This is a genomic window from Bradyrhizobium sp. USDA 3262 (assembly GCF_054060035.1).
Genome location: NZ_JBSSCT010000001.1, coordinates 3,181,806 through 3,194,818 on the forward strand (window position 1 = coordinate 3,181,806; position 13,013 = coordinate 3,194,818).

At 56.5% G+C, this 13,013-nt stretch carries 11 protein-coding genes; 7 read left to right on the top strand and 4 right to left on the bottom strand.

Annotated elements, in window-relative coordinates; all coding sequences use genetic code 11:
- Position 1 precedes the first annotated feature (1 nt).
- The 4 genes from ACVWYP_RS14745 (at position 2) to ACVWYP_RS14760 (ending at position 3,661) form a co-directional block, all read left to right on the top strand.
- A complete protein-coding gene (locus ACVWYP_RS14745; RefSeq protein ID WP_051003347.1) occupies positions 2 to 433 on the top strand; it encodes a hypothetical protein in 432 nt (143 codons plus the stop codon).
- A gap of 323 nt (positions 434 to 756) precedes the next feature.
- Positions 757 to 1,650: a hypothetical protein gene (locus tag ACVWYP_RS14750; protein WP_038388476.1), complete on the top strand. Its 894-nt coding sequence runs from the start codon at positions 757 to 759 to the stop codon at positions 1,648 to 1,650.
- Positions 1,651 to 1,883: 233 nt separating this feature from the next.
- Positions 1,884 to 2,723, top strand: a complete 840-nt coding sequence (locus ACVWYP_RS14755; RefSeq protein WP_259245116.1) for an IS5 family transposase — start codon at positions 1,884 to 1,886, stop codon at positions 2,721 to 2,723.
- A gap of 98 nt (positions 2,724 to 2,821) precedes the next feature.
- Positions 2,822 to 3,661 carry an IS5 family transposase gene (locus tag ACVWYP_RS14760; RefSeq protein ID WP_259245116.1) on the top strand — a complete coding sequence of 280 codons (840 nt, stop codon included), beginning with the start codon at positions 2,822 to 2,824 and terminating at the stop codon, positions 3,659 to 3,661.
- A gap of 181 nt (positions 3,662 to 3,842) precedes the next feature.
- Here ACVWYP_RS14760 and ACVWYP_RS14765 read toward each other — a convergent pair whose 3' ends face one another.
- The gene (locus ACVWYP_RS14765) at positions 3,843 to 4,166 is read right to left on the bottom strand and encodes a hypothetical protein (RefSeq protein WP_141382083.1); all 324 of its coding nucleotides are present in this window, start codon (positions 4,164 to 4,166) and stop codon (positions 3,843 to 3,845) included.
- 339 nt (positions 4,167 to 4,505) lie between these two features.
- On the opposite strand from ACVWYP_RS14765, the gene ACVWYP_RS14770 reads away from it, so the two are divergent.
- The 3 genes from ACVWYP_RS14770 to ACVWYP_RS14780 all read left to right on the top strand — a co-directional run bounded on the left by ACVWYP_RS14770 (position 4,506) and on the right by ACVWYP_RS14780 (position 8,654).
- Entirely contained in the window at positions 4,506 to 4,856 is a 351-nt protein-coding gene (locus tag ACVWYP_RS14770; RefSeq protein WP_038388819.1) for a hypothetical protein, read from the top strand.
- Between the two features lie 135 nt (positions 4,857 to 4,991).
- Positions 4,992 to 7,109, top strand: a complete 2,118-nt coding sequence (locus ACVWYP_RS14775) for a prolyl oligopeptidase family serine peptidase (protein WP_038388821.1) — start codon at positions 4,992 to 4,994, stop codon at positions 7,107 to 7,109.
- 612 nt (positions 7,110 to 7,721) lie between these two features.
- Entirely contained in the window at positions 7,722 to 8,654 is a 933-nt protein-coding gene (locus ACVWYP_RS14780; protein WP_018270145.1) for a LysR substrate-binding domain-containing protein, read from the top strand.
- A gap of 37 nt (positions 8,655 to 8,691) precedes the next feature.
- On the opposite strand, the gene ACVWYP_RS14785 is transcribed toward ACVWYP_RS14780, so the two are convergent.
- From ACVWYP_RS14785 to ACVWYP_RS14795, 3 genes are all read right to left on the bottom strand, one after another.
- Positions 8,692 to 9,060, bottom strand: coding sequence for a DUF3088 domain-containing protein (locus ACVWYP_RS14785; protein ID WP_041482740.1), 369 nt, complete (start codon positions 9,058 to 9,060; stop codon positions 8,692 to 8,694).
- Between the two features lie 34 nt (positions 9,061 to 9,094).
- Complete coding sequence (locus ACVWYP_RS14790) at positions 9,095 to 10,255, bottom strand: MFS transporter (protein ID WP_038388823.1); 1,161 nt, start codon at positions 10,253 to 10,255, stop codon at positions 9,095 to 9,097.
- Positions 10,256 to 10,625: 370 nt separating this feature from the next.
- Positions 10,626 to 12,866: a tetratricopeptide repeat protein gene (locus tag ACVWYP_RS14795; protein ID WP_281489716.1), complete on the bottom strand. Its 2,241-nt coding sequence runs from the start codon at positions 12,864 to 12,866 to the stop codon at positions 10,626 to 10,628.
- Positions 12,867 to 13,013 lie beyond the last annotated feature (147 nt).

The window sequence follows — 13,013 nt, forward strand, 5'->3', positions numbered from 1 at the left end:
GATGGGAATCGACGTCAGTTGGCTCAGCCAAGCCGGTACCAGGACCAAGTACAATCGAGATTGTGGAGGGGTCGGCATACGTGCTGAGGAGGCTTTATGCGTGGTTATGGATGGTTCAACAAGCGGTCACAATAGCGGAGAGTTCGCCCAGCAGATTACGCAGGAGCTGATAAATTGGTATATCGCCGCCGATGGGAAGTTGACGGCGGAAACGCTTACTGCGCGCTTGCGACAGATTCATGAGATCGTGGCCGAAGCATACCCTCAAGCTTCTGCCAGCTATATGATCGTGAATATCCGGCCCGACGCGACTCTTGCTCTGTACGCCGGCGACTGTTTGCTGGGACGGCGTAACGCGAAAAGGGGCATTGAGTGGCTGAGCCGGCCACACACGCTTGCCAGCGTAACCGGCGAACATCCATTGCGTCAATAGCCGACCGTCCCGCGCGTCATCTCCTGACACGTAGTTTTCGCGCCAGGGAATTTTGCTTCCCGAGGCCATGATGCCCAAAGGCGAAGGCGAGTTGCTGATAGCTACCGACGGATTCTGGGCAGACCTAGGTCCCGGCGAACAAATCCGCTTCATGGATGAGCAAGACGTTCCCGTGGCAGCCGAAGGTGACGACCGAAGTCTCCTCCAATTCCGCCTCACAGGCAGCCCGCGAGATAGTGATATTCGCGGTCACCATGACAATTTTTACGTGAGAAGTACCTAAGCAGAGCATCTGACTTGCTGATTCGTGCGGAAGTTCAGGCATGACAAACAAAATAGTGCGCCGAAATCTAAAGAGCGGGCTGTTTGCTTTTATTGACCTCCTTGGCTTTTCGGCTCGCGTGGAAGCAATAATCAACGAGGAGCAGCTGCGCGCCCTCGATGACGAAGTTGTACACGTTCAAAACGAGTTCGAGCATAAATCTACTGACAGATTCATCCGGGAAGAACACAAGATCGTCGGCAAGACGGTTCTCGCGTTTTCCGATTGCCTTGTTATTTCTGTCCCTCTGCACTCCAAGGTCGCCGATTCTGAAGGGACTTTCGACCTACTAATGAGCGAGCTGACTAGCTACGCCTGGGCCCAAGGCACTTGCGTGCTTCGCGGCATCTTCCTTCGTGGAGGCGTTGACCTGGGGTTTTGGTACCGGCGAAAGGACACCCTCATCAGCCCGGCGCTGGTTCGTGCCTACCGGCTTGAGCATGCCGCGTGCGTTCCCATGATTGCCATCACGCCCGATCTCCAGACTTATCTCTCCGATCACCCGCATCGCAAATACTACAGCGATGATGTCGATCCGACCCCGAAAACGCTGATGCAGTATAGCAACCTTCCGAATGGCCAGACCCAATGGTTCATCAACTACCTTCGAATCTGCTTGGACACGATTGAGCCTACGATCAGCGGTGAGGACCGAGATCGATATCAGGCGGAAGACCAAGACGGTCGGGATCGTATGCGCACCGAAGCTTGGCAGAACGCGTGTCGAGACTGGGCGAGGCAGCACCGCAATGCAATTTTGAGCGCCTATGCGTCTGCAGGGAATGACGAATCCGTGCGCGCCAAATATGCTTGGCTTTTTCGCTACCATAATGAAGAAATTGGACGCTTCTTTGGAGAAGAGGCGCAGGCGCTCTCAATAAGCCAAGATGAGTAAGCTAGATTGTGAGCCTGCCCCTGAATTAAAGTCATCGAAGGCTAACATGACATAAGCATAGCAATGCTCGGCATTCTGGCCGGTCCACGCTACCAGCTCTGCTGGTTTAGGATGTGACGATTCAAGCGGAATGGCAGCCCGTTCTGACACCTTAGAGGCTGACCGGAAATTAAAGTTGGGTGATTTCAGCAGGTTGTGATTCTTCGAGGTGTTCGAAGCCATCGGAGAAGCAGATGACCTGGACCGAAATCACCCGCTGTCAGCATGACAGACGAGCGCTGCGCTATGCAAGCGATTGTACGGATGCGGAATGGGCCTTGATCGAGCTGTTGATGCCAGGGCGGAGCAAGGTGGGTCGACCGCGCAAGACCTGCATGCGATCGGTATGGGATGCGATCCAGTACATTGCGACGACGGGATGCCAATGGGCGCTTTTGCCGAAGGATTTTCCTCCCTTTACGACGGTCCAGTACTATTTTTATGGCCTGCGCGACAGCGGGGTGTTGGACTTGATCAATGACGCCTTGGTTGAAATCGCGCGCAGGCTTGCTGGACGGGAGCCGCAACCAACGGCGGCGATCATCGACAGTCAATCGGTCAAGATGACCGAGAGCGGTGGGCCGCGCGGCTTTGATGCGGGCAAGAAGATCAAAGGTCGCAAGCGTCATATCGTCACCGACACACAAGGAAATTTGCTGAGCGCCATCGTGCACCCGGCCAATGTTCAGGATCGGGACGGTGCGCCGACCGTCGTCACTTTGGCGTGTGCGAGCTACCCGACTATTGCGCACTTGTTTGCTGACGGCGGCTACGCCGGCGAAAAGCTTGAGAACGCGCTCCGGAGAATCGACGGGCCCACTATTCAAATTGTCAAACGCCCGGATGAGGCAAAAGGCTTCGTTGTTGTTGCCCGACGCTGGGTCGTCGAACGAACGTTGGCATGGCTTAACCGCTGCCGACGTCTTGCCAAGGATTGGGAGGCCTCCGTCACCTCGGCTGAAGCATGGCTCCTTATTGCGTCAACTCGACAACTGGTCCGCCGCATCGCCAGATCGGCCAACGTCAAGTCATGAATTTTGAGTCAGACTCTTAGAGGCTGACCGGAAATTAAAGTTGGGTGATTTCAGCAGGTTGTGATTCTTCGAGGTGTTCGAAGCCATCGGAGAAGCAGATGACCTGGACCGAAATCACCCGCTGTCAGCATGACAGACGAGCGCTGCGCTATGCAAGCGATTGTACGGATGCGGAATGGGCCTTGATCGAGCTGTTGATGCCAGGGCGGAGCAAGGTGGGTCGACCGCGCAAGACCTGCATGCGATCGGTATGGGATGCGATCCAGTACATTGCGACGACGGGATGCCAATGGGCGCTTTTGCCGAAGGATTTTCCTCCCTTTACGACGGTCCAGTACTATTTTTATGGCCTGCGCGACAGCGGGGTGTTGGACTTGATCAATGACGCCTTGGTTGAAATCGCGCGCAGGCTTGCTGGACGGGAGCCGCAACCAACGGCGGCGATCATCGACAGTCAATCGGTCAAGATGACCGAGAGCGGTGGGCCGCGCGGCTTTGATGCGGGCAAGAAGATCAAAGGTCGCAAGCGTCATATCGTCACCGACACACAAGGAAATTTGCTGAGCGCCATCGTGCACCCGGCCAATGTTCAGGATCGGGACGGTGCGCCGACCGTCGTCACTTTGGCGTGTGCGAGCTACCCGACTATTGCGCACTTGTTTGCTGACGGCGGCTACGCCGGCGAAAAGCTTGAGAACGCGCTCCGGAGAATCGACGGGCCCACTATTCAAATTGTCAAACGCCCGGATGAGGCAAAAGGCTTCGTTGTTGTTGCCCGACGCTGGGTCGTCGAACGAACGTTGGCATGGCTTAACCGCTGCCGACGTCTTGCCAAGGATTGGGAGGCCTCCGTCACCTCGGCTGAAGCATGGCTCCTTATTGCGTCAACTCGACAACTGGTCCGCCGCATCGCCAGATCGGCCAACGTCAAGTCATGAATTTTGAGTCAGACTCTGAGAGGATATTCGATTTTCGCTCGAGATAGTCGCCGAGCGCGAACTTCTGCATCTTGGCGCTAATCAAACACCAGTCGATCTTCGTTTTCTTTCGCGAAGCCCATTTCGTAGCGACGTCGGGAATATCGTTGGCGATATTCTTGATTGCTCCGAGCACATGCTCCTAGAAGACCGTGGCGCTTGCCCTGTCGTTCACAATGGGGGAAGGCCCTAACGAGGCACTAAGGCGTTGCTCGCCAGCTTCTGTGTTGGTGATGATGCCGAAGTTGATGCCGGCCCAGTCGAGCGCCAATAGTGCATCGGCAACCACAATTGTATGGGGAAGCTTGACGATGCCGCGACGCGCGCCATCGGGGGCAATCGCATCTCGAAGGCGTCCGGCCGCATTATGATCGACGATAAGCCGGTCTGCTTCTGGCCGTGTAAGTGAGTCGTACGAGACCTGATGGACGTAGACAATGTGCCGATGTCCAGCCGCCTCGGGCACGCCAAGGAGCTCGATGAAACCTTGTAGGATCTGCGTGAAAATGGTGCCAGCGTCTATTCGGCGACGCGCGATCGCAAGTTTCGCTACGATAGTAGGGAAGATGCGCCGCCGGTTCTCCTATCTAGGACTACGACGTGATCGCGGCGGATGAGGCGTCCGCACCTCGGATTGGCCTTCACCGCCTTGACGAGTGCACGCAAGTCGTTGAACGACAGCCACTTGGCTCGGCGTTGGTCAGCTTCCCGAAAGCTAGCTCTGCCACCCTGGCGTCGTGGGGATATCACTCGGAGCTGATCTGCGACTGAATCAAACGCAAACATCGTCAAACGGAGTTTTGAGATGGTTCGAATTCATGATGCGCTCGACACGGCAACCTTGGCTTACGGCAGTACATCAGGCGCTGCGAAGCAAGATGAAACCATAAACCAGCACGCCTTTAACCAGCAGCTGCACGAGATACCGCCGGAGCTGGATGAACGAGCCGGTGCAGGTCCCGCCCATTCTATTGCCTCGGACGAGGTGGCGAATGTTGTCAACCAGCGACCCGACATGAAGCTTGTCATTATTTCGAACCGCGGCGCCGAGTTCAAGCCCGATAAACCCCACGCCGCCGGTGTCTGCTTGGCAACCAATGTCGGCAACCGGACATGGTCCTGCAGCCTTGAGCGGCTGAAACTTGCGGCTCTTTAGCCGGCACGCAGCTTGCAGTGAATCGGTCCGCAAGATAGCGCAAGCTGCGCTGTGTCATGCGTGCTTTCCGCTGCTTCTGCTCGAGGGGCGCTAGGTGTGCGAGCGTGGCCCATCGGCCTCATCGGGAGAAAGTTTATGAACACGTCACTCCTCTCCGCCGCGCTGCCTTCGATTGCCCGCGCCACGTCCACGGCGATTTCACAGGAGCGAACGACTATGACGACGAATGATCCATCGCTTTGGCTCGAGGACATCGAAGGACAAGACGCGTTGGCATGGGCTCGCGCCGAGAACGAGAAGACACTTGGGGTGCTCCAGTCAGATCCTCGCTATCGGCGCTTCTACGAACAGGCGCTCTCCATCCTGCAGGCCAAGGATCGGATTGCTTACGTTTCGCTGGGACGGCGTGGCCTGGAAAACTTTTGGCAAGACGAGAACCATGTGCGTGGCATATGGCGGCGCACCACTCTGGAGAGCTATTGCAGCCAGGATCCACAGTGGGAGACCATCCTCGACGTGGACGCGTTGGCCGTCGCCGAAAACAGGAACTGGGTCTTTCAAGGTGCCAGCTGCCTTCCGCCCGAAGAACGCCTCTGCCTGATTCATCTTTCCGACGGCGGCAAGGATGCTGCGTCCATCCGCGAGTTCGACCACGAGGCCAAATCCTTTGTTGCGGACGGCCTTCATCTTCCAGAAGGCAAGCAGACCGTCAGCTGGGTCGATGGTGACACACTCCTTGTTGCGCGGGACTGGGGCGAGGGGTCTTTGACGCAGGCCGGCTACCCCTTCGTGGTGAAGCAGCTCAAACGCGCTCAGCCGCTCAGTAGGGCTCGCAAGATCTTTCGCGGCGAGCCTACCGACGTTCAGACCGTGCCCCTGGTACTTCGAGACAGCGAAGGTCAAGTCCATGCGACCGGCGCTATCCGCGTCATCAGCTCCGTCGAGCGTGATTATGTGGTCTTCCGCCCCGATGGGCCCATCAAGCTCAATCTGCCGAAGAAGGCCGCAATAGTCGGGCTCGCGAGCGGCCGCCTGCTTGTGGAACTTGACGAAGAATGGGAGCCCGATCACGTCAGATTTGGGGCCGGCTCGCTGATTTCGTATGACCTCGCCGAATGGAAGCAGGATCCGCTGCGCGCCAAAGCTTCGCTTGTCTTCCAGCCCGGACCCCGCCAGGCGCTGAGCGGGCTCAGTCGCACAAAGAATTTGTTGATCCTGACGATCCTTGAGAACGTCCAGAGCAAAGCGTTCGTCTACAAGTACGATCAGGGAGCCTGGTCGGCGACGCCGATCCAGCTGCCGCAACGTACAAATGTCAGCCTGTCATCCACGTCCGACCAAACGGACCAGGCGATGTTCACCGTCTCGAACTACCTCAGGCCGACGTCAATCTGGCATTTCGATGCCGATACCCAAAAACTCGAGGAATTGAAGACGACACCTGCTGCCTTTGATGCATCCAATCATGTCGTAGAGCAGTTCGAAGCGACTTCGCGTGATGGCACGGCAATTCCCTATTTTCTGGTGCGGCCGAAGGACGCGAGGTTTGACGGCGCCATTCCGACGCTTCTTTATGGCTATGGCGGGTTCCAGGCTTCGCTTCTGCCTTCCTATCTCGGACCCGTGGGGCGGCTCTGGCTCGAGCAGGGCAACGCCTATGTCGTTGCGAATCTGCGCGGAGGCGGCGAGTTTGGTCCTCAATGGCATCAAGCAGCCCAGGGGGCAACGAAGCAGACGACATGGGATGATTTCATTGCCGTTGCCGAGGATATGATCCGCCGCAAGATCACGAACCCGCGACGGCTGGGCGTAATAGGCGGCAGCCAGGGCGGCCTACTCGTTGGCGCCGCAATCACCCAACGTCCCGAGCTGTTCAACGCGGCGATCATCCAGGTGCCGCTGTTTGACATGCTACGATACACTAGCCTCGGCGCGGGCGCCTCCTGGATTGCCGAGTACGGCGATCCTGCCATCGCCGAGCAGCGTGCGTGGATCGAAGCCTACTCGCCCTATCAGAAGCTGGTATCGGGCAAGACCTACCCCGCTCCCCTCATTCTCACCTCCACCAAGGACGACCGGGTGCATCCGGCGCACGGCCGCAAGGCTGCTGCGAGACTCGCTGCGATCGGCCAGCCTTACTTCTACTACGAGAACATCGACGGAGGACACAGTGCTGCGGCGAACCTGGTCGAACATGCGCGTCGACTAGCGCTTGAATATACCTATGCATCGAAGCGGCTCTGTTCTGAGTAAATTCGTCGCAAGTGACGAATCGAAGCAGATAAATCCGGGCCATTGCATATCTCGACGTCACCTCGTTCCCGGCTGGATTGATCGAGGCGGACGGGAGGCGATAGCAGAGAGCCATCCAATCAGCGGCTAAGGTACAATGCCGGATTTTGAGAGTGATTGGAGCAGTTCCATGGGCGCGAGAGGCGTGCGAACGCAAGCCCGTCAACTAGCAGCTCGTTTTGCAGTGTGGCGAGCCCGGCGGTATCTCCGTCGACGGGCAAAGTATTGCATAGCATGATTGACCCAGCACTTGTTGTTCCAAGTCGAAAGCTCGTTCCATCTTTTCGGGGAGAAAGCGCAGCAATGTCACGCCGCCAAACAGGATTTCTCATATTAGCGCACCAGGAGCCACTACATCCGAAGCGTCCGTATGCCTCGATCAAGACCAGATCGAAACTGGGGCAGGGAGCTTGGGCGGTGAACTCGCGTTGATCGGCCATGTCGAAGAGGTGTCAGTGGCCAAGCGCGTCCGGCCAGTCATCAATAGCGTCGTTGGTGCCTAAGATAAATCGGGCGCATCATAGGCCACTAACAACGACTCATCGCAGTCTGCGACGCCATGAAGTAAGTCAGATGCGCAAGCTTCCTATTCTGAAAAGCCTCCATCTGTTTGAGGCGGTCAGCGAGTTTCCAAGCTTCTCAAGGGCCGCCGAGCGGTTAAACATGACGACCGGCGCGGTAAGCTACCAGATGCGGCTTCTTGAGGATTGGTTCGGCAGAAGGCTATTCGTTCGCCATAGCTCGGGCGTGCGGCTGACATCCGACGGCGAGCAGCTCAAGCGCAGCTGTGCGAGCGCGTTCACAATGCTGGAGAAAGGATGCTACGAGCTACGAAGGAGCGATGGAGGACGTTCAGTGGTGGTGGGCTGTTCAACCACATTTTTGTCGCACGGCCTGTTGCCCCGGATCGGTCGGTTCCGCCAACTGTATCAGGATATCGATTTTGTCTTTGAAACTGACGCCGATCTGGACGCGCTGGCTGTTGGGGCCGTGGACGTATTGTTCGTTTCCGGCCTGTTGAAGCGACCGCTTCCCGTCCGTGAAGTGCACGTATCGAACGAGATGATCGGTCCTGTTTGCGCGCCTGCTATGCTCGAGACGATCAAAAGCCCGGCAGACATTCTATCGATTCCTCTCCTTCACGAGGCCGCCAGGATGGACGGCTGGAACGAATGGGCAAGCGCAGCTGCAATATGCTTGCAGGGGTCGCGCCTCGTCGTGTTCGATACATTTTCCTTGGCTGTCGAGGCAGCAAAAAGTGGGCTTGGCGCCGCAATATCTTCGCAAATTCTGGTTCGAAGCAACCTTGAGAAGGGAGAACTTGTGGCTCCGTTTGGCTTTGCGCCGGTCAATCGCTCAATCTACATGTTTGTCAATGGGCACGCGCGAAATATGGCGGCTGTTAAAGAGTTTGAACGATGGGTCCTGTCAGAAATATTCAGTCAGGATCCGCTATCGTCTTTGCAGGTTGCAACTCGAGAGATCGAGCGGGCCACTCTCAATTAGAGTTAGGCCAATGCGGGCGTCAAAGCGTTGATGACCATCATGGGCAAAGCGTCACTCTTCCCGGATAAGGGGCCGGGAACCCGTGGCGCAGAGCTAAAAGATGAAGAATTGCAAATGAATCGTCGACATAGGCGAGCCCGTTCGCGTACTTCGCATTCTCCGGTGCGATGCTACTCTTCTCGAAGATGAGAACGGGGGCGGACTGATGATCCTGGCCAAGCCTCTCGATGAGTGCGGTTCGTGGCTTGGCCCAGGCAATCCGACGAACGTCCAGCCTCGCAGCGCGGCTTGGAAATGCGGACAATATCCCGTCCAACAGCAAGCATTGCCAGCAATAGAATTCTCGTCCCGGCAAGGCCGGATCTGAAAAGGGGCGCTCTAAAAGAAATAGCTGATCCCATGGCATCGTATGCATCCCTGATCTAGCGAGCGACAGGACCTCAAGCGTGAGAATGTCTTGATCTGATTATGGCAAGGCTCGCGACGGCGAAAGCAACAAATGCACTCGCCGCGCATAGCAACACGATCATGCCGAAGGGGAGCCGATCACTCAAAAGCGACAGAGCAATGCCATTTCCCGCGACGCCGCCATAGGTACAACATTGAAATAACCCGGAAAGGCGGCCGGCTCGATCCGGAGCCACTGAAGAGACCATGTGGCTGTGAGCGGCAGCGGCAAATATTTGGCCAAAGCCGAGCATTGCGCTGCTTGATGCGATGACTACGGGCGGGCCAGCATCGAGCGACATGATGGCAAGGCATGCCGCAAGCAGCACTGCGGCCCCGGCGATGGTTGGCAAGGCGCCGAGCAGGTTGTAAATCGGCTTGACGGCGAGCGCTCCCAGCAAGGCCAAAACTCCATTGGTCATGACGATCGTCAATAGAACGCTTTTATCGAGAACCCCGTCAGCCGTTGCACGTATAGCAGGATAGACATTGATGATGCCGGCGCCGAGGTTGAGCAAAAATACAGCCAAGAATGCGGGATAAAGAGGTGCTAGGTCTAGGACGGTTCCGGAGGGCTGTGCCTCAAGGACTGTTGGTGTCCTTTTGAACTGCTGCTTAATACCAAGGAGCACGATCAAGGACAGGATGATCGCCGATAAGTTGAACGCCAAAACGCCAGGCAAATGCAATCGGTCGGAGAGCATGGCACCCGCAAACATTCCGAGCAGATAGGTGAGCCAGTCAATGTTGGCAATGTTGCGCAACACCGAGATCATGTCGTCTTCCGATGTGATACGACGGAAGAAAGAAACTTCTGCAGACAAGTAGACGGGCTGCACCAGGCTCAGGACGCCGATTGAGGCATAGCTCAGAAAGGAATCGGCGCCGTCGGTGCCGAAGATGGCGAGCAGCGCGAAGATGCGAATAGCATTGACGATCATCATGACGGAGATCGGATTACGTCTGTCGACCAATGGCGACAAGAAGAGGCTCCCAAGCATGATAGGCGCAAAACTGACGGCAACGCCGAGACCCGCGGCGCTCATGCCGGATTGAAGAAGGCCGATCAGGATGCCAATTCGAAACGCCCAGCCGCCGATCTGAATGATCAAATGCGACAGATAAACGAACTGCCGTGTGCTTGCACCAGTCATCTATAACCTAGCTCATCGAACACGCCATCGTGTGGATATCGCTTGATGCAGAAGCGAAGATGACGCTGGTCTCGTGCCGTGACATCGATGGGATGACAAAGAAGGGGCATAACCAACGCTCTCGCCAACCGCGCGACTGGTCAAAAGGCACCATATCTGCCTCCCTGTCTGTGGCAGGCGGTGTTTCGGGACCAAATGCTGGCCAACGCGGTTCCCCCTGCTTGGTCAGATCCTATGAATTTGCATCACTTGTCGCGCAACAGGATCCGCCAGACTCTGCCCTAAGCTTTCAGGTGCCTGCTACCATTAACCTGGAGATCCTGCCGCACGTCGTCGGCTTCGACGGCAATCAATGCTATGAGCCGCAAGCTCATGACTGTTCGGCGGAAGGCGCAGAAGCTCGGTTGCGCCGCGAAGCCAGGTCAGCTTGCAGACTTGCCTGGATGTGCTCACGAGTGAGGAGGTAGTCTGGATCTCCCCCAATCTCGACTGCGACCGTGGCGTGGTTCAGTGACATATCTGGCCGACCCTCGTTGAAGTACTCGATGGCGAGATTGTTGTGCGTGAGCGCATGCCGAGGATTGAGTTCAAGGGCTCGAAGATAGTGCGCGATGCTCTCGCTCGCCTTGCCAAGCTCGGAATAGGCAAGGCCGAGGTTGCTCTGTAAATCGGGATTCTTGGGATCGATATCGGCTGCCGCTAGATAAGACTTCAGAGCAGCTTCCGGCCTATCTTGCCGCATCAAAATATTGCCCTTCTGGAAGTGAGCTCGCCATTCGTTTGGCTTGATGACAAGCGTTCTGTCGAGATCGGCCAGGGCGCCTGCGGCATATCCCATTCTGTTGCGAAGTGCGGCCCTGTTCAGATGGGCTTCGTAATAGGGGGGACACAGCTCAATGGCGCGCGCATATGCCTGTAGAGCCTCAGCTTCCCTTCCGGCTACTTTCGAAAGCAGGTTCCCCAGGTCATTGTGGTACTCGCCGTAATAGGGATCGTGGGCAATCGCCTCACGCAGCTGCTTTTCTGCTCGAGGAAGATCGTCGATGAGTTCATAGACCTGACTGGTGTTGTAGATCAGAATCGACTGGTGAAGCTTGAAACGCTCCCCGCCATAGGCCTGAAGCATCTTGCCATGGCCTTCCGCGCAAAGGGTGAGGGCTTCGTCATACTTCTCCTGTTTGGCCTTGATGTAGGCATATGCGTTCTCTGCAAACACCTTGATATAGTCGTACTTGTCGTGATCCTTGAAATCTCGTTCGATGGTCTCCAGGTTTCGCAACGCGTACTCTTCGGCGACCGTCAGATTGACCGGTTGCTGATAGCGTCCATACGTCATTGATTGGGCATAGAGAACCGTTGGCGTGTATCGGCTCTTCGGGAATGCCTTGTAGAATTCATCCAGATAGGGAACCGACACCCGGCCGCAGCCGAGCGAATACAGCACAAAAGCCGCGTTGATGAAGGCAGCGTTTACCGGAGCATCTCCCGGGCCGTAGGTGCGAAGCGAAGGATCGGCGAAAATTTCACCGAAATAGCCAAACCAGAGATCGTACAAACCGATGCTTTGGAGGATCTGACTCGGTTCTGCAAGCAGTTCCAGACGCTTGTATTTGTCCCGTATCGATAGTGCATGAAGCATGACGAGCGGCGCCTCGCCCGCCAGATAGCGGTCCAGGCAAGCGCGGTGCAACTGCTCATGCAGATGATCTGCGGTCGTCTGCTCGAAAATTGCATAGTTTCGTTGCGCGATGAGATCAGGCGTCGTGCAGTCGGATTCAATGTACGATTTGAGAAGGCTGTGCCGTTCCCCGGAGTTGAGGCTGGCGAGATAAAGGTCCACTATCGCGACGGGGTCGAGGTAGCCGATGACCGGCAATCCGGCCGCTACGCATGTGCTTAAAGCCTCCGCAATCAGTGGATTTCCGCCACTTGCCTCATGAATCTGCCGCTGTTTCTCCGCAGCGACTTCCCGATCCAGGATCGGCCCCAGTTCCTGCAAGCTATATCTGCCGAAATGAACTTCGCTGGCGTCCTGGAAATAGAGGCGTTGTTCGTAATCGATTAGGACAAAGCGAAACAGGCGCGCATCGTGGTCCAGCCTGACGAGCAGCTTGATCAGGTTCTTGGCCGGGGCGGACAGGGTAGCCGCGCGATCGATAACGATGATGTGACGCTCGTTGCGCTCTTGGGCACACCTGATCAGGAATTCCGCTAATCCAACCAGGAGCTTGTTTTGATATTCATGATGATAGAAGCGTGTACGCTCCTCTTTACTTGAGGTATTGGTGAGATCCTTCGGCACGGTAAAGGCATCGCTGATTAAGAGAGGAAACAGCCGCTTCAAGGATTGTTGTGCCGCCTCAACCAGTTTTGGCCTATTCTCACCGGCCCACTTCAGTTCGGCGTCGATCAGCTCTTGCAGGCCGGCAAGATAGCCGCCGGTCCGCCAGTCGCCGTCAACGACGGAAAGGTCGGAACTGGAGCTCGCGAGTGCCGATTTGATCGTCGGCACCGGTGCCATGCCGGGCTCCGTCTTCAAGATCGTGATCGGATTGATCTCGACGGATGACAATATGGCCGGAGCGATGCGCTGCTGGATCAAATCAACCATTCTACTCTCCCGAGACGTCTCACAAAGGAGGGTGGTCGCAAGGACCACCCTCCGATGCCGCTATGCTCTCATCAGCTAGATGCATTCAAGGCACCCGTCGAACCAACCCTAGAGCGTACCCGTGTATGGGGTGGTGGTGCGGATGGT

Coding starts and splice junctions, on each gene's coding strand:
- ACVWYP_RS14775 (WP_038388821.1), top strand. CDS start 4,992: ATGAACACGTCACTCCTCTCCGCCGCGCTGCCTTCGATTGCCCGCGCC.
- ACVWYP_RS14780 (WP_018270145.1), top strand. CDS start 7,722: ATGCGCAAGCTTCCTATTCTGAAAAGCCTCCATCTGTTTGAGGCGGTC.
- ACVWYP_RS14785 (WP_041482740.1), bottom strand. CDS start 9,060: ATGCCATGGGATCAGCTATTTCTTTTAGAGCGCCCCTTTTCAGATCCG.
- ACVWYP_RS14755 (WP_259245116.1), top strand. CDS start 1,884: ATGACCTGGACCGAAATCACCCGCTGTCAGCATGACAGACGAGCGCTG.
- ACVWYP_RS14745 (WP_051003347.1), top strand. CDS start 2: ATGGGAATCGACGTCAGTTGGCTCAGCCAAGCCGGTACCAGGACCAAG.
- ACVWYP_RS14770 (WP_038388819.1), top strand. CDS start 4,506: ATGGTTCGAATTCATGATGCGCTCGACACGGCAACCTTGGCTTACGGC.
- ACVWYP_RS14750 (WP_038388476.1), top strand. CDS start 757: ATGACAAACAAAATAGTGCGCCGAAATCTAAAGAGCGGGCTGTTTGCT.
- ACVWYP_RS14790 (WP_038388823.1), bottom strand. CDS start 10,255: ATGACTGGTGCAAGCACACGGCAGTTCGTTTATCTGTCGCATTTGATC.
- ACVWYP_RS14795 (WP_281489716.1), bottom strand. CDS start 12,866: ATGGTTGATTTGATCCAGCAGCGCATCGCTCCGGCCATATTGTCATCC.
- ACVWYP_RS14760 (WP_259245116.1), top strand. CDS start 2,822: ATGACCTGGACCGAAATCACCCGCTGTCAGCATGACAGACGAGCGCTG.